Source organism: Cryobacterium sp. CG_9.6 (genome assembly GCF_029893365.1).
Taxonomy (GTDB): Bacteria; Actinomycetota; Actinomycetes; order Actinomycetales; family Microbacteriaceae; genus Cryobacterium.
In genome coordinates this window covers 842,141-864,712 of the sequence record NZ_JARXUZ010000001.1, presented here as the reverse complement: position 1 = coordinate 864,712, position 22,572 = coordinate 842,141, and the positions used below count along the sequence as shown (strand labels likewise).

General features: G+C 64.9%; 18 protein-coding genes and 1 tRNA gene. 11 read left to right on the top strand and 8 right to left on the bottom strand.

The window, feature by feature from the left end; all coding sequences use genetic code 11:
* Positions 1-34: 34 nt before the first annotated feature.
* Complete coding sequence (locus tag H4V99_RS03940; protein WP_280675726.1) at positions 35-796, bottom strand: MazG family protein; 762 nt, start codon at positions 794-796, stop codon at positions 35-37.
* A gap of 168 nt (positions 797-964) precedes the next feature.
* On the opposite strand from H4V99_RS03940, the gene nhaA reads away from it, so the two are divergent.
* On the top strand, positions 965-2,329 hold the full coding sequence (gene nhaA, locus H4V99_RS03935) for a Na+/H+ antiporter NhaA (RefSeq protein WP_280675724.1): 1,365 nt from the start codon (positions 965-967) through the stop codon (positions 2,327-2,329).
* A gap of 96 nt (positions 2,330-2,425) precedes the next feature.
* Here the strand turns inward: nhaA and mfd are convergent, their stop codons facing one another.
* The 3 genes from mfd to H4V99_RS03920 are packed head-to-tail and all read right to left on the bottom strand — an operon-like array spanning position 2,426 to position 7,373.
* The gene (gene mfd / locus H4V99_RS03930; protein WP_280675722.1) at positions 2,426-6,079 is read right to left on the bottom strand and encodes a transcription-repair coupling factor; all 3,654 of its coding nucleotides are present in this window, start codon (positions 6,077-6,079) and stop codon (positions 2,426-2,428) included.
* A gap of 59 nt (positions 6,080-6,138) precedes the next feature.
* Positions 6,139-6,723, bottom strand: coding sequence for an aminoacyl-tRNA hydrolase (gene pth, locus H4V99_RS03925; protein WP_280679934.1), 585 nt, complete (start codon positions 6,721-6,723; stop codon positions 6,139-6,141).
* 38 nt (positions 6,724-6,761) lie between these two features.
* On the bottom strand, positions 6,762-7,373 hold the full coding sequence (locus tag H4V99_RS03920) for a 50S ribosomal protein L25/general stress protein Ctc (RefSeq protein ID WP_280675720.1): 612 nt from the start codon (positions 7,371-7,373) through the stop codon (positions 6,762-6,764).
* Positions 7,374-7,672: 299 nt separating this feature from the next.
* On the opposite strand from H4V99_RS03920, the gene gndA reads away from it, so the two are divergent.
* From gndA to H4V99_RS03875, 9 genes are all read left to right on the top strand, one after another.
* On the top strand, positions 7,673-9,130 hold the full coding sequence (gene gndA / locus H4V99_RS03915) for an NADP-dependent phosphogluconate dehydrogenase (RefSeq protein WP_280675718.1): 1,458 nt from the start codon (positions 7,673-7,675) through the stop codon (positions 9,128-9,130).
* 147 nt (positions 9,131-9,277) lie between these two features.
* Positions 9,278-9,643: a hypothetical protein gene (locus H4V99_RS03910; protein ID WP_280675716.1), complete on the top strand. Its 366-nt coding sequence runs from the start codon at positions 9,278-9,280 to the stop codon at positions 9,641-9,643.
* A gap of 156 nt (positions 9,644-9,799) precedes the next feature.
* Positions 9,800-12,235 (top strand): GMC oxidoreductase, encoded by a 2,436-nt coding sequence (locus tag H4V99_RS03905; RefSeq protein ID WP_280675714.1) that lies wholly within the window; start codon positions 9,800-9,802, stop codon positions 12,233-12,235.
* Positions 12,236-12,259: 24 nt separating this feature from the next.
* The gene (locus H4V99_RS03900) at positions 12,260-14,110 is read left to right on the top strand and encodes a hypothetical protein (protein ID WP_280675711.1); all 1,851 of its coding nucleotides are present in this window, start codon (positions 12,260-12,262) and stop codon (positions 14,108-14,110) included.
* Positions 14,107-15,180: an alpha/beta fold hydrolase gene (locus H4V99_RS03895; protein ID WP_280675709.1), complete on the top strand. Its 1,074-nt coding sequence runs from the start codon at positions 14,107-14,109 to the stop codon at positions 15,178-15,180. The genes H4V99_RS03900 and H4V99_RS03895 overlap by 4 nt, the downstream gene beginning before the upstream one ends.
* Positions 15,177-16,157: an acetoacetate decarboxylase family protein gene (locus H4V99_RS03890; RefSeq protein WP_280675708.1), complete on the top strand. Its 981-nt coding sequence runs from the start codon at positions 15,177-15,179 to the stop codon at positions 16,155-16,157. The genes H4V99_RS03895 and H4V99_RS03890 overlap by 4 nt, the downstream gene beginning before the upstream one ends.
* Before the next feature lie 7 nt (positions 16,158-16,164).
* Positions 16,165-16,665, top strand: a complete 501-nt coding sequence (locus H4V99_RS03885) for a DUF1772 domain-containing protein (RefSeq protein ID WP_280675706.1) — start codon at positions 16,165-16,167, stop codon at positions 16,663-16,665.
* On the top strand, positions 16,662-17,243 hold the full coding sequence (locus tag H4V99_RS03880) for a hypothetical protein (protein WP_280675704.1): 582 nt from the start codon (positions 16,662-16,664) through the stop codon (positions 17,241-17,243). Before H4V99_RS03885 ends, H4V99_RS03880 begins: the two co-directional genes overlap by 4 nt.
* Complete coding sequence (locus H4V99_RS03875) at positions 17,149-18,486, top strand: patatin-like phospholipase family protein (RefSeq protein ID WP_280675702.1); 1,338 nt, start codon at positions 17,149-17,151, stop codon at positions 18,484-18,486. Before H4V99_RS03880 ends, H4V99_RS03875 begins: the two co-directional genes overlap by 95 nt.
* 66 nt (positions 18,487-18,552) lie before the next feature.
* On the opposite strand, the gene H4V99_RS03870 is transcribed toward H4V99_RS03875, so the two are convergent.
* The 3 genes from H4V99_RS03870 to H4V99_RS03860 form a co-directional block, all read right to left on the bottom strand.
* Positions 18,553-19,530, bottom strand: coding sequence for a ribose-phosphate diphosphokinase (locus H4V99_RS03870; protein WP_280675700.1), 978 nt, complete (start codon positions 19,528-19,530; stop codon positions 18,553-18,555).
* A complete protein-coding gene (glmU, locus tag H4V99_RS03865; protein WP_280675698.1) occupies positions 19,531-20,973 on the bottom strand; it encodes a bifunctional UDP-N-acetylglucosamine diphosphorylase/glucosamine-1-phosphate N-acetyltransferase GlmU in 1,443 nt (480 codons plus the stop codon). It lies immediately after the preceding gene.
* Between the two features lie 38 nt (positions 20,974-21,011).
* Positions 21,012-21,083, bottom strand: a tRNA-Gln gene (locus H4V99_RS03860).
* Positions 21,084-21,174: 91 nt separating this feature from the next.
* Between H4V99_RS03860 and H4V99_RS03855 the strand changes: the two genes are divergently transcribed.
* On the top strand, positions 21,175-21,666 hold the full coding sequence (locus tag H4V99_RS03855; RefSeq protein WP_280675696.1) for a MarR family transcriptional regulator: 492 nt from the start codon (positions 21,175-21,177) through the stop codon (positions 21,664-21,666).
* Between the two features lie 589 nt (positions 21,667-22,255).
* Here the strand turns inward: H4V99_RS03855 and H4V99_RS03850 are convergent.
* The gene (locus tag H4V99_RS03850) at positions 22,256-22,567 is read right to left on the bottom strand and encodes a thiamine-binding protein (RefSeq protein WP_280675694.1); all 312 of its coding nucleotides are present in this window, start codon (positions 22,565-22,567) and stop codon (positions 22,256-22,258) included.
* Positions 22,568-22,572: the final 5 nt, after the last annotated feature.

The following is a 22,572-nucleotide window of genomic DNA, read 5'->3' as shown; positions in this document are numbered from 1 at the left end:
GACGTTGTGCCAGGCTGTCGGCGACCCGTCTTGGCTACGGAGCGATGGGGAAGGCGATGATGCCGGCGTCGAAGGCGTCCACATCGGCCGCACGCTCGGTGCTTTGGAGCATGGCTGTTTCGGCCGCTCGGATCTCGCCCTGCAGGTCGCGCAGGGCGCTGCGCAGAGCACGTTCGGCGTCGAGGCCCTTGGCTCTGGCCGTTGACACGATGGCCAACAGCAGCGGGCCCAACTCGTCTTCGCTCTCGATCGGTAGCGGGAAGGCATTATCGGGTTCGAGAAGGCCGATCTTCTCGGCTCGGCCCAGAACCTTGTCGGCCAGGGCGAGTGCGGGCATTCCGAGCGGGATGCCGTCGAGAACGCTCGTGCGCTCGGGCTTCTCCTCCGCTTTGAACCCGTCCCAGGCCGCGGTGACATCGGCGGCCGTGTCGAGTCGCAGGTCCCCGAAGACGTGCGGATGCCGCCCGATCATTTTTGCGTTCATTCGTGCGGCCACGTCGTGAATGTCGAAGTCTTCACCGCTGGTGTGGGCGGCGAGGTCGGCGTGAAAGAGCACCTGATAGAGCACATCGCCAAGTTCTTCGAGCAGGTCGTCGCGGCTGCCGCTCTCGATCGCCTCGAGCAGTTCGTGGGACTCTTCCACCAGATACCGCACGAGTGATTCGTGGGTCTGATCGGCGTCCCAGGCGCATCCACCGGGGCCACGCAGTCGAGCAACGGTGGCGATCAGGGTGTCCAGCGAACTCACGCCCGCCTCGCCGGCGCTGTTCGTACCGGTGTGTGCTCCGTTTGTCACGCTGCCTCCTGGGTCGCTTCAATCGTAGGCTCTGCAGGGCTCTGCACGGCCCGGTCAGCCGGGCCCACCCGGGAATGCTCAGGAGGCTCGTGTATTCTGGGGGAGGTGAGCCGGGAAGTCTGGTCGGCAATTCAATACGTTGCGCCACAAATTCTGTTAGGAACCACAGTGTCTCCATCACAGCCTCCCCACTCCCCCGCCCATCAGAAGACAGACTCCGGTCCGGTTCTTCGCCGCGGCACGTACAGCGAGTTTGTCCGCATCACCACGATCCTCCGCAAGGAGACCGTCGGTGGAGCGATTCTGCTCGTCGCAACCGTGGCAGCCCTCGTCATGGCCAATGTGCCGTTCTTCGCCGACGCCTACTACGCCGCGCGAGACTTCGAAATCGGCATCGAGGCCCTGCACCTGAAGCTCAGCCTTGGCACCTGGGCAGCCGATGGACTGCTCGCGATCTTCTTCTTCCTGGCCGGACTCGAACTTAAACGTGAATTCGTCGCCGGCGACCTGCGCAGCGTCAACCGCGCCATCGTGCCGGTGGCCGCTGCCGTGGGTGGCGTGATTGTTCCCGCCGTCATCTACACGCTCATCAACCTCAACAGCGGTTCCGATGCCCTGCGCGGCTGGGCCATTCCCACCGCCACAGACATCGCCTTCGCCGTAGCCGTGCTCGCGGTTATCGGGTCAAAACTTCCCGCCGCGCTGCGCATCTTTCTGCTCACCCTGGCCGTGGTGGACGACCTTCTGGCGATCGCGATCATCGCGTTCTTCTACACCAGCGACATCTCGTTCATTCTGCTCCTCGTGGCGTTCATCCCGCTCGCGCTGTACTGGATCCTCACGCACAAGTTCTCCTACTTCTTCGGGACCCGCGCGTGGAGCGCGTGGCTGATCCTGCTGCCGCTCGGCTTCATCGTGTGGGCGCTGGTGCACGGCTCCGGTGTGCACGCCACCGTCGCCGGCGTGCTGCTCGGCTTCGCCGTTCCGGTGCTGCGCAGCAAGCGCGGCGGCGGACCCGACGCGGGTCCCGGCCTGGCCGAGACGCTCGAGCACCGCATCCGCCCGCTGTCCAGCGGCTTCGCCATTCCGGTGTTCGCCTTCTTCTCGGCCGGTGTCACGATCGGCGGATTCGACGGCATGGTTCGGGCCATCACCGACCCGGTTGCGTATGGCATCGTCATCGCTCTCGTGCTCGGCAAGCCGATCGGTGTGTTGCTGGCGACCTGGATTGTCACCAAGACCACCAAGGCCGCACTCGACCCGGATCTCGCCTGGATCGACGTTGCCGGGGTCGCCGTACTGGCCGGCGTGGGCTTCACCGTGTCTCTGCTGATCGCTGAGCTCGGCTTCGGTCAGGGCAGCCCGCATGACGACCACGCGAAGGTGGCCATTCTGGTGGGTTCGCTCCTCGCCGCGTTGCTGGCCACCGCCATTCTGCGGCCCCGTAACCGCCACTACGGTCGCATTGCCGAGAAGGAAGCGCTCGACGCCGACAATGACGGCGTGCCCGACGTGTATCAGGCGAAGAAGTAGCCCGCTCCGGCACATCTAGCCGGCACCGCACGCAAGAAAAGCACCCTCGTTCACGCAGCGAGGGTGCTTTTCTTTCCAGTGGATGCCGGGGGCGGGTTAGCGACCGGCCGCGGCTACCGCGGGGGTGTCCACGGGCCGCGGGAAGATCGCCCCGAGCAGTGTGTCGGTCCACTCGATCAGGGCCGCATCGTCCACGGCCTCGCTGGTGCGCACATCCGTGCTCGTGCGTGGGAGCGGCACGATGAGAGCGCCGGTGGTGGCCGTGTACTTCGCTCCCGGGTACATCCGCCGCAGTCGAATCTGAATCGAGTCGGCCAGGTCGGCCGAGGCCACGCGCAGGTTCGAGCCCATGGCCACAACCTCACTCAGTCCCGCCTGCTGGGCGTGCCAGCGCAGTCGCGACACGGCCACCAGGTTCTGCACCGGCTTGGGGGGTTCTCCGTAGCGATCGGTGAGTTCATCCAGCACCAGGTCAATCTGGTCGGCCGTGGCCGTGGGTGAACTCGCGCTGGACAGCTTCTGATACGCCTCCAGGCGCAGTCGCTCGCTGTCCACAAAGTCGTGCGGAATGTGGGCATCCACCGGCAGCTCGAGACGCAGTTCGGTCTGCCCCTCGGCCACGTCTCCGCGGAAAGCACTCACGGCCTCGCCGATCATTCTCAGGTACAGGTCAAAGCCCACACCGGCAATGTGGCCGGCCTGTTCTCCGCCGAGCAGGTTTCCGGCGCCACGAATCTCGAGGTCTTTGAGTGCCACCTGCATGCCGGCACCGAGTTCGTTGTTCGCGGCGATGGTGGCGAGCCGGTCGTGTGCCGTTTCGGAGAGCGGCTTGTTGCCGTCGTAAAGAAAGTAGGCGTAGGCCCGTTCGCGGCCACGACCCACGCGGCCGCGCAGCTGGTGCAACTGGCTGAGGCCAAACTTGTCGGCGCTGTCAATGATGATGGTGTTTGCGTTGGCAATGTCGAGGCCGGTTTCGATGATTGTCGTCGAGACGAGGATGTCGAACTTGCGTTCCCAGAAGTCGCCCACGACCTGTTCCAGTTGCGCCTCCGGCAGCTGACCGTGCGCGACGGCGATCCGGGCCTCCGGAACGAGCTCGGCCAGCTGAGCGGCCACCCGGTTGATGCTCGTGACCCGGTTGTGCACGAAGAAGATCTGTCCTTCTCGCAGCAGCTCACGGCGAATGGCGGCGCCCACCTGGCGGTCCGAATACGGACCCACAAACGTGAGGATCGGGTGCCGGTCCTCCGGCGGCGTGGCCAGTGTGGACATCTCCCGAATGCCGGTGACGGCCATTTCGAGCGAACGCGGAATGGGTGTGGCGCTCATGGCCAGAATGTCCACGTTGGTCTTGAGCTTCTTCAGGGCGTCCTTGTGCTCCACTCCAAAGCGCTGTTCCTCGTCGATGATGACGAGTCCGAGGTCTTTGAAGATGATCGAGGGCGAGAGCAGACGGTGGGTGCCAATGACAATATCCACGGTGCCATCGAGCATCCCCGCAATGGCCTCCTTCGACTCCTTGTCGGTCTGAAAGCGTGACAGGGCGCGCAGATGCACGGGGAACCCGGCAAAACGCTCCTTGAAAGTCTCCATGTGCTGGCTCACGAGCAGGGTGGTGGGCACGAGCATCGCCACCTGCTTGCCGTCCTGAATGGCCTTGAACGCGGCGCGAATGGCCACCTCGGTCTTACCAAAACCCACGTCCCCCGACAAGAGCCGGTCCATCGGGATGGGCCGCTCCATGTCGGCCTTCACCTCATCGATGGTGGTCAGCTGGTCGGGGGTTTCCACGAACGGGAAGGATTCCTCGAGCTCACGCTGCCACGGGGTATCGGGCGGAAAGGCGTGACCCTTGCTCGCCATGCGGGCCGAATACAACTTCACGAGCTCCACGGCAATGTCGCGCACGGCGCGGCGGGCCTTCGTCTTGGCCGACGACCAGTCGCTGCCACCCATCTTGCTGAGCGCGGGGGCCTCTCCGCCCACATACCGGCTCACCAGATCGAGCTGGTCGGTGGGTACGAACAGCTTGTCCCCGGGGTGGCCGCGCTTGGACGGCGCGTACTCGAGAACCAGGTATTCACGGGTGGTCTTGATGGGATTGCGCCCGCCACTGGACACCTCACGCTGGGTGAGTTCCAGAAAGCGGCCAATGCCGTGGGTCTGGTGCACCACGTGGTCGCCGTTTTTCAACTGCAGCGGATCCACGACGTTCTTACGTCGGCTGGCGAGTTTCTTCACCTGGCGCTCGGAGTACCCGGCGGTACGCCCGTAAAACTCGGATTCGCTGATCAGCGTGAACTTGGTCTCGGGCAATTCGAACCCGTGCTCGACTCCGGCCTTGAGCAGGTAGGCGATTCCCGGTTCGGGGTTCTCCGGCCACGAGTCCACCACGCGCGCCGGCAGCTCGCGCTCGGCCAGCACGTCGGCAGCGCGCTCCACCAGCCCAGTGCCCTGCGCCACGATTCCCACGATCCAGCCGTCCTTGAGCCGGCTCGCCACGTGACCCACCGCGCCCTCCACGTTGCCCTGAAAGCTCGGCACGGTGTCGGCGTTCACCCGAATAGTGAGCAGATCATCGATCTCGCGATGTTCCGGCAGCACCTCGGTATCGCTCGGCGCGGCCTGGAACGTACTGAGGGTCCACCAATTGTGACCGGATGCCGGCGCTCCCGGCGCCGAAAAGATCACGCTCTCGCGCAGTCGCCCCAGGGTGAGGAAGTCACCGGATGCGAGGTCGATGGGCGAGTCCGCTCCGGCGGTCGCCGCACTCCACGCCGCTCCCAGAAATTCGCGGTTGGTTTCAGCGAGGCTGATGGCGCGGCTCGCCACCCGCTCCGGAGAAATAACAGCCACCACCGCGCGTGCGGGCAGGTAGTGCGTCACGGGAACCAGGCGATCCACGAGGGCCGGCGCGAGACTCTCCATCCCCTCCACCGGAATCCCCTCCGCGATCTTGGCGAGCATTCCGGAGAGGCTCGGAAACTCGTGCTCCATCTCGCGGGCGCGCTGGCGTACGGCGGGGCTCAGCAGCAATTCCCGGCTGGGCGGCAGGCTCACCGCCGTCACGGGTTCAGGCAGCGACCGCTGGTCGGCTACCGAGAACTGCCGAATCTGCTCCACCTCGTCGCCGAAGAATTCGATGCGGAACGGATGCGACGCCACGGGCGGGAAGACGTCGAGGATTCCACCGCGCACCGCGAACTCTCCGCGCCGGGTGACCATATCCACCCGGGCATAGGCCACGCTCACCAGCTGAAGGGCGATGGCGCTCAGGTCGTGACCCCGAGCAGAAACTCGGAGTTCAATGGGTTCGTAGTCAGTCAGGTTGTCGGCAACGGGCTGAAGGGCGGCTCTCACCGAAGCAACCACGATGAGCGGGCGCCGCTTGGCAGCCGGCGTTTCCTCCCACTGGCGCATGCGGCGCAGTGCGTACAGCCGCTTACCCACGATTTCGGCGCTCGGACTCAGCCGTTCGTGCGGCAGGGTCTCCCAGGCCGGAAAGTCAACGATCTCGGCCTCGCAGGCGAAGCAGGCGAGGTTGTCGCGCAGCGACTCTGACTCGCGGCCGGTGGCGGTGATCACGAACAGGGCCTGTGCCTCGTCATGTCGTTGTTCGAGGAGAGCGGCCAGAAGAGGAGCGCGCAGTCCCTCGGTGAGGGAGAAGTCGGCATCCCGGCTCGCGTAGGTGAGGGCGTTATCGAACGTGGAGGCGCGCTTGAGCGCAGATATTAAGCCCTGAAGGATCACCGCACGAGTCTACGCACTGCAGCTGGGCGGCGCATCCGCTACCTCAACGTACGTGGGGTTTAGGAGGGCGCGTGAAAGCGTTGCTGGGCCGCCGTGAGTCCGTCGGCGGCGATCAGCTCAATCGCGTCGGCGGCGTCACCGAGAATGTTGGGCAGTACACCGCGCTCGGTGGAGGTGAAGTCGTGCAGCACGAAGTCTGCAGCGCTCTGGCGACCCGGAGGTCGGCCCACGCCCATGCGCACACGCAGGAAATCTCCCGTACCCGTGGCTGCGATGATGTCGCGCAGCCCATTGTGGCCGCCGTGGCCACCACCGAACTTGAGCTTGAGGGTGTCAAAAGGAATGTCGAGGTCGTCGTGCACCACGATGAGGTGCGAGGGCTCCAGCGAGTAGAAGCGCAGAAGGGCTGCGACGGGGCCGCCGGACACGTTCATAAACGTGTTGGGCTTGGCCAGAATAAGCTTTGGGCCGCCGGGCGCGCTGCGACCTTCGGCGACCGATGAGGCGGTCTTGTGGTTCTTGAAATTCGACCGCATCCGCTCGGCAAGTTGCGCGAGCACCATGTGGCCGACATTGTGGCGATTACCGGAGTAGTCGGGCCCGGGGTTACCGAGCCCGACTACGAGCCAGAGATTCTCGTCCAGTGGAATCCTCCGCTTACGACGGAACCAGCAGGCGATGACTACTCGGCGGGGGTGCCGGCCAGGATGACCTCGGTGTCGTCGTCGCCCTCGGCCTCTTCCTCGTCCTCACCACGCGGGGTGTGAACGTAGACCACGAGGGACTCGGGGTCGGAGATGAGCTCGGCACCGGCAGGAATCGCGATGTCCTTGGCGTGGATCTGAGCACCGTCTTCGAGGCCCTCGATCGAAACAACGACGTTCTCCGGAATGCTGGTGGCCGCAACCTCGAGGAGGAGCGTCTTGGTGTCGAAGTCGGCCATGGTTCCGGGGAAGGACTCGCCCTCCATGTGAACCTGAACCTCAACCTGAACCTTTTCGCCCTTGCGCACGACGATGAGGTCGATGTGCTCGATGATGGCGAGAACCGGGTCCTTCTGAACGTCCTTCACCAGAACGAGCTGGCTCTTGCCGTTGATGTCAAGGTCGAGGATCGCGTTTGCGCGACGAAGCAGCAGGCCCATGCGGTGGGCGGGAAGGGACACGTGCACCGGCTCGGTGCCGTGGCCGTAGATGACGGCGGGGATCATGCCCAGCACGCGCAGCTTGCGGGCCGCACCCTTGCCGAACTTCTCGCGCAGGTCAACCTGAACCTTGTTGATGTCGTTAGCCATGGTGCATCTCCTTGTGGGCCTCTGGGCCCTGGTCGTTGTCTGGTGTTCAACTCGAACGCATGTCAGCGTGAGGAAAAGCCCAAAGTCTCGTCCGCCGCGTCGATAACGGATGTCGTGGGCCGGGTAAACCGGGCTGGCGACATCCCTCGCCGAAGTTCAGTTCCCAACTTTACACGTTTCTGCGGCCGTCCGCAGGCCGGGCGTGTCGGGACCGGAGGCTACGTGCTCCGGTGCGGGCGACCGGGAGCACCGACTAACCTTGTTACTGGTCTGGAGATAACGGCCCCAAAGGAGCAAACGTGTCAGTATCCGGTGCAACACAGGCAAACATTGGCGTCGTCGGACTGGCGGTGATGGGCTCCAATCTGGCTCGTAACCTCGCCAGCCGCGAAGGAAACACGGTCGCCGTCTTCAACCGCTCCCCCGAGCGCACCCGCCTCCTCACGACCGAGCACCCCGAGGCCAACTTTGTGGCTTCCGAGACCATTGCCGACTTCGTCGCCTCGCTCTCGAAGCCCCGCACGGCCATCATCATGGTTCAGGCCGGCGCCGGAACCGATGCCGTGATCAGCCAGCTCTCCGACCTGTTCGAGGCCGGCGACATCATTGTCGATGGCGGCAATGCCGACTTCACCGACACCATCCGTCGTGAGAAGGAGCAGAGCGCCAAGGGCCTCAACTTTGTGGGTGCCGGTATTTCCGGCGGCGAAGAGGGCGCACTTAAGGGCCCGAGCATCATGCCCGGTGGTTCGGTGGAGGCCTACAAGACCCTCGGCCCGATTCTCGAATCCATCGCGGCCGTCGTCGACGGCGTCCCCTGCGTCACACACGTGGGAACCGATGGCGCTGGCCACTTCGTCAAAATGATCCACAACGGCATTGAGTATGCCGACATGCAGCTCATCTCCGAGGCCTACGACCTGCTGCGCCGCGTGGGAGGCCACTCCCCCGCCGCCATCGCCGACGTGTTCGCGGACTGGAACACCGGAGAACTCAACAGCTACCTGATCGAGATCACCGCCGAAATTCTGCGTCAGGTAGATGCGAAGACCGGCAAGCCGTTCGTCGACGTCGTTCTGGACGAAGCTGGATCCAAGGGCACCGGCGTGTGGACCGTGCAGAACGCGCTGGACCTGGGCGTTCCCGTCGGCGGAATCGCCGAGGCAGTCTTCGCCCGCGCCGTGTCCAGCCACCCCGAGCAGCGCGTTCCGGTGCGCGCCGGACTCGTGGCTCGCCCCGAGGTCGCCATCGTGGGCCACACGTTCCAGGAAGACGTGCGCCAGGCGCTCTACGCCTCGAAGATCGTCGCCTACGCGCAGGGCTTCGACGCGATCGTCGCTGGCGCGAAGAAGTACAACTGGAACATCGACATGGGTGCCACCGCCACCATCTGGCGCGGCGGCTGCATCATTCGCGCCCAGTTCCTCAACCGCATCGTTGACGCCTACGCGAAGGACGCGGCGCTGCCGAGCCTGCTGATCGACCCGTACTTCGCCGAGGCCATCGCCAACGGTGAAGCCGCCTGGCGTCGCATCGTCTCCACGGCCGCCCTCTCCGGCGTTCCCGTTCCCGGATTTGCGGCCTCGCTCAGCTACTTCGACTCGCTCGCGAGCGAGCGCCTGCCGGCCGCGCTCGTGCAGGGCCAGCGCGACTTCTTCGGCGCACACACCTACAAGCGCGTGGATCTCCCGGGCACCTTCCACACGCTCTGGTCGGGCGACCGCACCGAGATCGAGACCGAGGCCTCAACGCACTAGTTCGATCCGTACCACCGATCAACCGGATGCCCGCAGAAATTTCTGCGGGCATCCGCTCGTTAATGCGTTATTCGTTATGCACGAGTGGAGCGTCAGGTCTGCGGCGCAGGACCGATCGTGCGTTGGTCTGGGATACTGGAAGCACCCATGAGTGACAACTATCCCGAACTGTCCGGCTACGAGCCCAATGACCGCCAGCGACCACTGCGCAGTCGGCACCTGACGCGCATACTGCGCATTGTCGTGGTGCTCGGTTTGGTAGCCCTCGTCGTTCCGGGGATTCTCACCACGATGCAGGTGGCGCAAAACACCGCATCGACTGCCTGCGTCGCTGCCGTGGCACAGTACTACCCGTTCTCCTCCGACTTTGACGCTCGGTTTGAATTCGGTGGAGCCGGCGGCGTCGGCTGGCAGTGCTACGCCATCGACCGGAACGAGCGCGAAACCTTCGTGGTTGGGCTCGGAATCATTCCGTCGGCGCCCACGCAGCGGCCCGCCGGCGTTTCGTCCTGATCCGCCACCGGCTCGATCTGCGGCGCTCGCTCTGCACGGCTAGACAAGGGTCGGAGCCGGTGGCAGAATGCTCAGCACAATCCGGGTGTGTGCCGAACGCGGTGGCTGTCGTGTCGGCGTGACCCACGAGTCAGGCTCTGCAAGCCCCGAAGGGGGGTGACCGTCACGAACGCTTCATCAGACAGCGAATTCGTCGATGCCGTGGTCGTCGGATCCGGCTTCGGGGCATCCGTTGCCGCCTACAAATTGGCAGCGGCGGATAAGTCCGTCGTGGTGCTCGAACGCGGTAAAGCGTATCCACCCGGTAGCTTTGCCCGCACCCCAGCGCAGATGGGCCGTAACTTCTGGGACCCCAGCGCCGGCATGTATGGCCTCTTCGACGCGTGGACGTTCCGCGGTCTCGAAGGCATCGTCTCCAGCGGTCTCGGCGGCGGCTCCCTCATCTACGCCAACGTGTTGCTGCGCAAGGACGAGAAGTGGTTCGTGCGGGAATCCCCGGTTCCCGGCGGCGGCTACGAGGACTGGCCGTTCAGCCGGGCCGACCTTGATCCGCACTACGACAACGTGGAAGCCATGCTCACCCCGGTTCCCTATCCCTACCAGGACACGCCGAAGACGATGGCGATGGAGGCTGCGGCCCGCACGCTGGGCCGTCCCATCGAGCGTCCGCCGCTGGCGATCACGTTTGGCCCCACGCGCTATGCCACGGCCGAAGCCAACCTGCAGATTCCCGACGGGCCCTACAAGAATTTTCACGGCCAGCGACGCGTCACGTGTCTGCTCTGCGGTGAGTGTGACGTGGGCTGCAACGTGGGGGCGAAGAACACTCTCGACCACACCTACCTGTCTGCTGCGAAGCATCAGGGCGCCGACATCCGCACCCTGAGCGAGGTGCGCGGGTTTCGCCCGCTCGACGGCGGTGGGTATGAGGTGACGTATGTGGTGCACGATCCCGCTGCCACGGGGTCTGGCACCACCGGCTCAGGCGCCACAGCAGATTTGCCGGTGCGGCGCATCCGCTGTCATCGCCTCATTCTGGGCGCCGGCACCTTCGGTTCCACCTTTTTGCTGTTGCGTAACCGTGCCTCACTGCCCGGCATCAGCCCGCTTCTCGGCACACGATTTAGCGGCAATGGCGATCTACTCACACTGATGCTCAATGCAAAAACGGATGCCGGCGGCGTGCGCTCCCTCACCGGCGATCGTGGTCCGGTGATAACCACGGCGATGCGCGTGCCCGACACCGTGGACGGCGGTTCCGGCCGTGGCTTCTACATTGAGGACGCCGGGTATCCGGGATTCATCAACTGGCTCATGGAGACCTCGCTCCTTCCCGAGGTGGTGGCCCGCGTTGGTCCGGTGGTCTGGCAACTGTTTCTCAATCGGCTCTTTCACGGGCAACGCTCCAATATTTCGCGGGATCTCGCTGCAGCGCTCGGTGACGGCCACGCTTCGGCGAGCGTGCTTCCCCTGCTCGGTATGGGACGTGATGTGCCCGATGGGGTGATGACGCTGTCCCAGGGTCGCCTGGAAATCAACTGGACCCTCGCCACCTCGAAGGTGTACTACGAGCGCATGCGCTCCGCCATGGAAGAAATCGCAACCGCCCTGCACGCCCGGTTCGAAGACACCCCGCTGTGGTGGGCGAAGCGCGTGATCACCGTGCATCCGCTCGGCGGCGCCCCGGCGGCGCAGCAGATTGAGGAGGGCGTTTGTGACGAGTACGGGCAGGTCTTTGGTTACCCCGGCCTCTACGTGCTGGACGGTGCCGCGATGCCGGGGCCGGTGGGCGCCAACCCGTCGCTGACAATCGCGGCTTTTTCCGACCGCGCCAGCGAGCATATGCTCGATACGACATGGGCGAAGACAGCGGTCCGGCACGTGGAGGCACCGGCGGCATCCGTGCCAGAACCAGGCCCAGCCGAAGCCCAACCTCCGCCCACCACCCTCAGTTTCACCGAGCGGATGCGCGGTCCCGCGACAATCGGCATCGCCGACCCCGCCCGTGGTGCGCTGAACGGCCGCATCCGCGGTCACGATCTCATGTTCGAACTCACCATTACGGCGACCGATCTGGCCGCTTTCACCCGTGATCCTCTACACCCGGCGAGCGCGAGCGGCTACGTCATGTTTGACGCTCTGGGTGGGCGCCTGGAGGTGGAACAGGGCTGGTTCAACCTGTTCGTGCACCCCGCGGGCCTTGACGGTCGACGCATGCTGTATCGCCTGTGGCTGCGCGATGTGGGCGGTTCTCCGCTCACTCTGGTGGGTTACAAGGAGGTGAGCAACCGGGCCGGTTTCACTCCCTGGCGCGACACGACGACGCTTTTCGTGCACGTTCTCGACGGGCATATTGCGCCGCCAGAACCCGTCTCCGGTGCCAGCGGCCAGCTCGCCTTTGTGCAGCCCGCTGCGGGGGTGCGGGCCTCTGGAATTATCCATATTTCGCCGTGGGCCTTCGCCAGACAGCTCACCACGTTTCGCACGACTGGTCCCGCCGCGCGTGGTGCCCTCCTCACCTTTGGCCGACTGTTTGTGGGCGAAGTGGCTCACGTCTATCTCCGGCCTCGTCGACCCCTCGATACGAACTGACCCCCACCTGAAGAGAAGCCTCCGATGAAAAGACGCAGTCTGGCTCGCCACGAAAACGAGCTTGGCTTCATCCCGCAAAACTGTGTGCGCTGGCTTGCGCCGGGACAGCTTCTGCGCACGGCAGTGCGTGTTGTTCTGGCCCAGATCTTCGCCAACTACGGAGACAAGCGGGAGCTGCAGGAGGTCTTCTCGAAACAACCCCTGCGACTGGCAGAGCATCCACGGGGTGACCTGTGGATCGATTACACGGCCGATCTCGGCGATGGTTTCGACGCCACCAGCAGCATCGCCTCACTGCTCGGTCAGGACGAGATTGTGGTGCACGCGCACGGTGAGCGCACCCGATCGGCCGCGCTTCCCCGCGGCCATCTCCTGGTTTTCGGTGGCGACGAGGTGTACCCCACGGCCTCAGCCCGCGACTATGAAGACCGCACCCTCGGTCCCTACGCGGCGGCACTCCCTGCCGAGAGCGCCGATCATAACCGCCGCGGTAACCACAACCCGAGTCTGCTGGCCCTGCCCGGCAACCACGACTGGTACGACGGTCTCAGCGCGTTCCTCCGCATTTTCACCCGGCCACGCAGAATCGGTGCGTGGCACACCATCCAAACACGCAGCTACTTTGCTCTGCGCCTCGGCCACGGCTGGTGGCTCGCGGGCCTGGATAGCCAGCTCGGCGAGTACATGGACGAGCCGCAACTGAACTACTTTCGGGACCGGCTGACCAATCGGCTGTGTCCAGGCGACGCGATCATTTTGTGCACCGCAACCCCCACCTGGGTTCACACCAAGACGCACGACCCCAACGCGTTCAACCAACTGCATTATTTTGAGAAGAATTTTCTGCGCAACCGCGTCGACCCCGTGACGGGATCGGTGAAGCCAACCGGAGCGCACGTGCGCCTGTGGCTGAGCGGAGACGCGCACCACTACACCCGGTATGAGCAGGTCCCACCCACCCACCGGTCCGCTGGTGCGGGAGACCCCCGCTGCACCCAGCTCATTACCTGCGGGCTCGGCGGCGCCTTTCTCTCTGCCACCCACCAGCTGCCACAAGCCCTCACCCTTCCTGCACCGGAGTCGCGCATGCGTGGCAAAGATAAGCGCGGCACCGAATTTCGTCAGGGTCCCACCACCTACCCGGATGCCGCCAGCTCACGGCACATGAGCGGGCGCACGGCCAACCCGTTCAGCCGCTTCTGGCTGGGGTGGCGCAACCGCTCGTTCCCGCCGCTGCTCGGCACACTGCATCTGCTCGTCTTTCTTCCCCTCGCCGGGCTTCTCGGCGTCACCGCTCAGGTGGGGACGGTGCCGCTGTCGAGCGACACCCTCTCCACCGATCGACTTCAGGTGCAGGGGGTTCTGCTCATTCTCGGCGTGATTGTTCTGCTCGTTTCGATCATCGCCGCCGTCGCGCCACGAATCGGGCTGCCCCGCGCGGCGTCGATCGTCGCTGCCGTGGGCTTACAACTCACCGTCTTCATCGGCTTCGCACTTCTGACGCTCTGGATTCCCTGGCCCGCCGTGTGGTCCGGAGCTGAGATTGTGGTCGTTGCCGCCGCCATTGTGGGGGTGGGCGGCGCCCTCGTCGGCACCGAGGTGTTCGCACTCTTCACCCTCACCCAGCAGTCCGGCAATATTTTCAACTGGCAGATGTCAAGTCAGGCCATCGAGGACCACAAAGGTTTTCTGCGCCTGCGCCTGCACCGCAACGGCGACCTCGAGGTCTTTCCGATCGTGATCGACACCGTCTGCCGCAACTGGACCCTTGTCGGCGAGCCGGGTGCTCAGAAGCGGCCCGTTCCCACCAAACCTCTCTCCCCGCGACTTCTCGAACCCCCCATCCTCATCTCCCGCAAAGGATTCCGCGCATGAGCCCAACACGCACCACGACCCACCCGGTTTCACGCGCCGACCACGTGACCGACGTCATTCCGCTCACCGCGCCCGATGGCGTGCCGCTCTCCCTCGTTCACGTCAGCATCCCGGCTGGTCGACGGCAGCACTCACCTCGTGGCCCCGTCATGCTCGTGCACGGGGCCGGGGTGCGGGCCGAGCTGTTTAGACCTCCGCTCAAGCGCACCCTCGTCGATGGGCTGCTCGAGCAGGGCTGGGACGTCTGGATGTTCAACTGGCGAGCCTCCATCGACTTCGACCCGGTGCCGTGGACCCTCGACGATGCCGCCGTCTACGACTACCCCACGGCCGTGGCGCATATTCTCCGTGCCACCGGAGCCGAGACCCTCAAGGCGGTGGTGCACTGTCAGGGATCCACGTCGTTCACCATGGCGGCGGTAGCGGGTCTGCTCCCCGAGGTCGACACCGTCATCACCAACGCGGTGTCCCTGCACCCGGTCGTGCCCGCATTTTCCCGGTTTAAGATCACCCGACTCGCGCCGATTGTGAACGAATTCAGCCCGTACCTCAACACGGCCTGGGGTTATAAATCAAACGGATACTTTTCCCGCGTCGTGCGCGGTGCCGTGCGGGCCACCCACCCCGAGTGCGACAACACCGTGTGTCGCATGGTGAGTTTCACCTACGGCAGCGGGCATCCGGCGCTCTGGGCGCACCGCAACATCGACCGGGCCACGCACGACTGGATCACCGGCGAATTTGCCGAGTCCCCCATGACCTTCTTCTCCCAGATGAAGCTCTCCCTCGACGCCGGTCACCTCGTGCACTCAGGAGTGCACCCCGAGATTCCCCGGGACCTCGTGGCCGAGGCTCCGCACACCGACGCGCGTTTCGTCTTCCTCACCGGCGTCGACAACCGCTGCTTCCTCCCCGAGAGCCAGCGCCGCAGCTTCGAGTTCTTCAACCGGCACCGGCCCGGCAAGGATACTTTTCATCTCATTCCGGGCTATGGGCACCTGGACGTGTTTTTCGGGGCCAACGCGTGGCGCGACACCTACCCGATCATCGAAAGGGAGCTGACCCGATGAACGACCTCACCACGGCCCTCGGCCAATCACTTCAACGGCTGCTGCAGTCCGCGCTGTCCCGCCTACCCTCGCCGGTTCCCGAGCGCCAGACGCGCCTCGCCGGGCAGCACGCCCTCGTGGACGGCATCCCGTACACGATGCCGGTCAACTCCGACAACTCCCCCGTGCTGATGGCCGCATTCCCCGTTCGTCGGTCGGCCGCCGCCCGTCTGCTGCCCGGAACCGAACTGCATCCGGTGGGAATCGGCTGGGGCCGCGGACTGCTCATTGTCACCGTGGTGAACTATCTCTCCACAGACATCGGTCGCTACATCGAGTACTCCCTCGCCATTGCGGTGACGCACGGACCCAAGCCGGCACCGCCGCTGCTCCCCGCCCTTCTCATGGGCACGTACGGCACCGGCCAGTATGTGGTGGATCTTCCGGTGAGCTCGGAGATCTCGGTGAAAGGCGGCAAAGGCATCTGGGGCATGCCCAAGCACCAGGCCAATCTGGACTTTGTGGTGACTCCGCGGAAGGTCTCGGCGATGTATGCCGTTGATGGCATGCACGGCTGCACCATCGACATCAAACGTCCACCGCACACAAACCTTCCGCTCAAACTGGCGGCCGTCAACTACTGCGCGTTCCGTGGCCAGCTCATGAAATCGTCCATCTACTTCGAGGCGCAGGCAGATGTCGCGCTCGGTCGTCACGCTCAGGCTCGCCTGGTGTTCGGCGACGCTCCCGGTGTTGCGGGGCTGAAGACACTGCACGTGTCGCGCAAACCGCTCTTCACCGCGTACATGCCCACGGCACACGGGGTATTGGACGATCACTATGAGGGCTGGTTCCTCACCGCGACGACTGGCGAGCTCGCGGCATCCGCTCACCTCGGTGATGACCTCGGCAGTGTTGTGCACCTGACAAACAGCGAGGAATGGCTGGCACCGCCACGGCGCCTGTCTCACAACGGCGACAACGAGGTAGAGATGTGAGCGCACCATGAGCGAGGGAACCGTAACCGGCTGGCCGTTGCTCATCAGCGCGCTGTATTTTCTCTTCGGTGCCAGCATGTATATGGGCACCATGTGGGTGCTGAAATTCTTTCTCTACCCCACCTGGCGCGGCCTCACGCCCGAAACGGAGGCCGTGCACTTCGCCATTCCCACGCTGGCAGCCACCCGGTTCTTCACGATTGTCGTGCCCGTCATGTTCGTGGCCGGCGCGGTCATAGTGGTATCGGAGTGGGGCAGCTCCCGGGTGTGGTTCGCCTGGCTGTGCGTGGCGGGAATCATTTTTCTCACCTATGTGGGTCAGGGCATCATCATTCCGATCAACAAGAAGATTCGGGCAGGTGAGTACGCCGACGTGGAGGGTCTGCGCGCCCTGCTCCGCCGGTGGATGTGGCTGAACGACCTGCGTTTCTATGGCTCCACCGCGATGTGGCTCGTGATCGTGGCATACCTCGTAGACAAGGGACAGCTCGCGGCGGTGTTTTCGTGACCGCGCGGTGGGCCACGGCTCGGGACTGGCTGCGGTGGCATCCGCTGCGGGCCGTGCTGGTGGCCCTAGCCGTGATTACGGCGCTCACCGGGGTGGCCGAGATTGTGGCACCCAACGCGCTCCTTCGTCTGCTGGGGGCTGACCCCACGCCGCTGGCCGCCCAACTTTTTGGCACGGTGGGCCTGTTCATGATCGTGGTGGGTGCTCTGCTGGCGCAGTCGCTACTGCGGCGCGTTCCGCACCGCGACGTGGTGCTCTGGTCGGGTGTGCAGAAGGCCGGTGCGGTGGTGGCCGTGAGCCTGGGGGTGGCCCAGCAGCTGTTCGGCACGATCGCCCTCCTCGTGGCGGCCTTCGATCTGGCCACCGCCGCGCTGCTGTTCGTCTACTGGCGTCGCCTGCGTCAGGCCGCCGCGCAGGGGCGGCACACCACCGAGCCGCGCCCCCGCAGGGTCAGGCGCACACTCCCGACAGAAACGACAGCTCATGAAGCGTTCCCTGGTTCTGGCCGGCGGCGGCATGCGCGTGGCCTGGCAGACGGGTGTGGTGAAGGCCCTCACCGAGGAGGGACTCACCTTTGACCACATCGACGGCACGAGCGGTGGAATTCTGACAACCGCCATGCTCTTGTCGGGGCAGGACCCCGACGAGATGGTGCGACGGTGGAGTGCGCTGAACGTGGGCGACTTCGTGTCCGGCCTGCCGGTGCTGAACTATCTGAAGGGACCGTGGGCGCTGCCGGCGTTCGGGGACGCGGACGGGATTCGCGACAGGGTGTTCCCAAACCTCGGGATCGACGTGGAGCGCATCCGCTCGGCAACGGCGGAGGGCACGTTCAACGTGGCCGATTTCACTCACAAACAGTCAATCGCCTACGAGGCCGGGGCAATCGATGCCGAGCTTCTCGCTGCCGGCATGTCGCTGCCCATTTTCATGACCCCGCTGCGCCGCGACGGCATTGTGTACACCGACGCAGTGTGGATTCGCGATGCCAACGTGTCGGAGGCGCTGCGCCGGGGTGCCGACGAAATCTGGCTGGTCTGGTGCATCGGAAATACCGGGTATTACGGCGATGGCCCGCTCGAGCAGTACGTGCACATGATCGAGATGAGTGCCACCGGGGCACTGCTCGCCGATTTTGCCGCAGCCGCGGCTGCGGGGCGACGCTTCGTTCTGCACGTGGTGAAGCCACGGCATCCGCTCCCGCTGGACCCCGAATACTTTCTGGGGCGCATCAGCACCGATTCGCTGCTCGCCATGGGGTATCGCGATGCCCGCGCGTGTCTCGCTGCGGCGACACCCCTGGGTGTGCCAGCGGATGCCGCGTGCACGGCCATGACGGAGCCGGCCCCCGGCATCCGCTACGTGGAACGGCTCAGCGCCGAGGTGCAGGGAGCCCGACTGAGTGTGATGCTCACGGTTGTACTGCCGTTACCGGGCGAGTCAGCGGTTCCGGAACTGGCAGGTTCCATCGATTACCCGCCGTGGGGGCCACGCCTGTTCTTGTGTGACGGCAGCGTGCAGATTGACGGTGCACGCGTCACCTACTCGGCGCGGGTGCTGCACGAGGGAGCGTGGCTGTCGGTGACAGCGCGCCGGGATCTCACGAATGACCCCGGGTGGGACGCGTGGGACGACGCGAACGCGGTGGATTTCGTCGTGTGTGATGACCAGGGCACACCGGTGCTAGCGAGTGCGCTGACGCTCGGAGTCGGCGGCCTTCGGCGGCTCGTCACCGGCGTTGAACCGGTGGGCACGCATGGGTTCGTGAGGCGGGCGGATGCTATTCGTCGCGTTCTCGTGCAGGTGCTCGGCCGCAACTAACGCGCCGACAGACCAGAGGCCGGTCCTCGACGAATCGATGACCGGCCTTCGTGGTGAAACTAACGGTTATGCGGCGCCGTCGAACATGGAGGTGACGGAACCCTCGTCGAAGACCTCGTGAATCGCGCGCGCCAACAGCGGGGCAATCGGCAGGATCGTCAGGGTCGGGAATCGCTTCTCCTCCGGGATCGGAAGCGTGTCGGTAACGACAACGGCCGAGATCGCGGGGTTCTGCAGCATGTCCACGGCGGGGTCGCTGAACACGGCGTGCGTGGCGGCGACGACAACGCCGATGGCGCCGGCTTCACGCAGTGCCTCGGCCGCGAGGGCAATGGTGCGGCCGGTGTCGATCATGTCGTCGACGAGCAGGCAGACGCGGCCCTCCACCTGGCCGACGATCTCGTGAACGGAGACGCGGTTGGGCACGAGCGGGTCGCGACGCTTGTGAATGATGGCCAGCGGCACTCCGAGGCGGTCGCTCCAAATGTCGGCCACGCGAACGCGGCCCATGTCGGGCGAGACGATGGTGAGGGTGGCGGGGTCGAGCTTCTCACGGAAGTGCTCCAGCAGCACCGGCATCGCGAAGAGGTGGTCGACGGGGCCGTCAAAGAAGCCCTGAATCTGTGCGGCGTGCAGGTCGATCGACATGATGCGGTCGGCACCGGCCACCTTGAAGAGGTCAGCGACCAGGCGAGCAGAGATCGGCTCCCGTCCGCGGCCCTTCTTGTCCTGACGAGCATAGGGGTAGAAGGGGGCAACGACCGTGATGCGCTTGGCCGAGGCGCGCTTGAGGGCGTCGACCATGATGAGCTGTTCCATCAGCCACTCGTTGATGGGCGCGGTGTGCGACTGAATCACGAACGCGTCAGAACCACGAACACTCTCATCAAATCGCGCATACAGTTCACCGTTCGCGAAGGTGCGTGCGTCGGTGTGCAGGAGCTCCGAGCCAAGCTCCGCAGCGATGTCGATGGCGAGCTGTGGATGCGCCCGCCCCGAAACCAATACAAGTCGCTTATCGCCGCTGGTCTTGATTTCAGACACTTATTCTCCGCTCTCAGTACTACTCTGACTTGCGGCCTGAGCCGCATCAGCGGCCGTACCGGGGCGATTGGTGTGTACCCAACCGTCCATGTTCCGTTGGGGTGCAACGTTAATGGCCAGCGCCCCCGCCGGCACGTTCTTTCGTACGACCGTGCCCGCTCCCGTGTATGCTCCATCGCCAATTGTAATCGGCGCAACGAACACGTTGTGTGACCCGGTTCGCACGTGCGAACCAATTGTGGAGTGATGCTTGGCCACACCGTCGTAATTAGCGAAGATGGTGCCCGCTCCGATGTTCGATCCCTCACCCACCACGGCGTCACCCACGTAGCTGAGGTGTGGCACCTTGCTGCCGGCACCGATGGTGGCATTCTTCGTTTCCACGAAGCCACCGATCTTGCCGTCAGCGCCCAGTATCGTGCCGGGGCGCAGGTACGAGAACGGTCCAACGGATGCCCTGGCCGCGATCACGGCGAGTGTTGCGTCGGTGCGCTTCACAACCGCATTTTCGCCGATCTCGCAGTCGCGCAGGGTGGTGTCGGGGCCAATGATCGCGCCGGTCTCCACGACCGTGGCACCAAGAATTTGGGTGCCCGGCAAAATGGTGACGTCGGGCGCGAGGGTGGCCTTGAGATCGATCCAGGTGGTAGCCGGGTCCTGAATGGTGACGCCGGCCAGTTGCCAGCCGCGCACGATCAGTTGGTTGAGCGTCACGGCCGCATCGCTGAGCTGAGCACGGTCGTTGATGCCGGCCACGAGCCAGGCTTCCTCAACGGGGACGGCGGCAACATCGGCACCGGCGCGTCGCAGCAGACCGATCACGTCGGTGATGTACTTCTCACCCTGCACGTTCTCGGTGGTCAGCTGGGCGAGCTGCTCGCGCAGCATCCCGAGGCCGAACAGGTACACGCCGGCGTTGATCTCCTCAACAGCGCGCTCGGTGGCGCTGGCGTCCTTCTGCTCCACGATGCGGTCGAAGACGCCCTGCTCGGAGCGGATGATGCGGCCGTAGCCGGTGGCATCATCCGGAAAAGCGGAGAGCACTGTTCCCGCGGCGGCGCTGGACCGATGCGCGTTGATGAATGCGGTGAGTGTGGCCGCGTCCAACAGGGGCACGTCACCGTTGATGATGAGAACGTCGCCGGCGAAGTCCGCCGGGAGCGCGGCCACGGCCTGCTCAACCGCACGGCCGGTTCCCGGTATCTCGTCCTGGTCAACGATGAGGCTTTCCGGCAGCTCCTCGGCCACGACCGCAGCGAGGCGATCGCGTTCGTGGCGCACGACGGTCACGACGTGGGCCGCATCGAGCGAGCGCGCCGTCGCGAGCACGTGGCTCACGATCGGAAGCCCGGCAAGCGGGTGCAGCAGCTTGGGAAGGCTGGACTTCATTCGCGTGCCTTGACCGGCGGCGAGCACGATGATTGCGAGGTGGGTGTCTGTCACAGGGTGTCCTCTGCATGTTTACATATGGGAAAAGACTGCTCCGCCGCCAGGACTCGAACCTAGACCTAACAGCTCCAAAGGCTGTCGTGCTGCCATTACACCACGGCGGAATGCGCCAACCGAGGGTTGACGACATCCTCAAGTGTGCCAGATTTCAGGGGCTGCACGCTCCCCCACCCTCACACCCGGGATAATGGAGCAATGCCTGGCCATGATGAAGTCGACCGAATCGTAGATTCCTGGCTACGCGAACGTCCGGATCTGGACTTCGCTCCCCTGCAGGTTCTGTCTCGGGTCGCCCGGTTGGCCAAGCATCTCGACCGGGCTCGCCGCACGGCTTTCTCCCGGTCAGAACTGCAATCGTGGGAATTCGATGTTCTCTCTGCCCTCCGCAGAGCGGGCACACCCTACGAGCTCAGCCCCAAATCACTGCTGCAGCAGACCCTCGTTTCCAGTGGCACCATGACCAATCGCATCAATGGTTTGGTCGATCGTGGTCTTGTCACCCGTCACACCGATCCGCATGACGGTCGCGGCATCCTGGTAGGGATGACCTCGGCGGGCCTCACCCGAGTGGATGCCGCCATCACCCGACTCGTCGACGCCGAAGCCGAGCTGCTTCGCACCCTGTCTGCGAACGAGCAGGACCGTCTCTCCACGCTGCTCCGCAAGCTCAGTCTCAACTTCGACTGACCCTTCCGCCTCGCCCTCCTCGCTGGTCGAGGAGCCGGCACGCTTTTCGCCGGCGTCTCGAGACCCCGCACGGCTCACTAGGTTTCGACTGCTCGCAAGCTCGCGCTCAACCAGCGAGACTCGCCCCTCCTCGCTGGTCGAGGAGCGCGCACGCCCTTCGCGCGCGTCTCGAGACCCCGCACGGCTCACCAGGTTTCGACTACTCGCAAGCTCGCGCTCAACCAGCGAGACTCGCCCCTCCTCGCTGGTCGAGGAGCCGGCACGCTTTTCGCCGGCGTCTCGAGACCCCGCACGGCTCACCAGGTTTCGACTACTCGCAAGCTCGCGCTCAACCAGCGAGAGGGTGGGCGCGCCCGTTTTCGGTGGGCGCGCCCGACATGGCAGATGGCCGCGCCCCAAATCGGTGACCGCTACGCCCGTTACCGTCGCGACCCCCGATATTGGTGGCGACCACGCTCGGAGCCCACGACGCGCGGCCTCGCTGGTCGAGGAGCGCGCACGCACTTCGCGCGCGTCTCGAGACACCGCACATCACCTCACCAGGTTTCGACTGCTCGCAAGCTCGCGCTCAACCAGCGGGACCCCGCCGCTACTCGCCGGAGGCGGTCAGGGCGGCCTCGAGGCGCTCCACCTTGCCCGTGAGCTCACCGGTGTGGCCCGGGCGGATGTCCGCCTTCAGCACGAGGGACACGCGCGGCCCGAAGGCGCCCACCGCCTCGGTCGCAGCTTTCACGACGGCAAAAACCTCGTCCCAGCTACCCTCGATGGTCGTGAACATGGAATCGGTGTGATTCGGCAGCCCGGAGTCGCGCACGACCTTGACGGCGGCAGCAACCGCGTTGTGCACGGAACCGTCGTCGTCCTGGGCTCCGGACGGGGCAACCGAGAATGCAACCAGCATGAGAA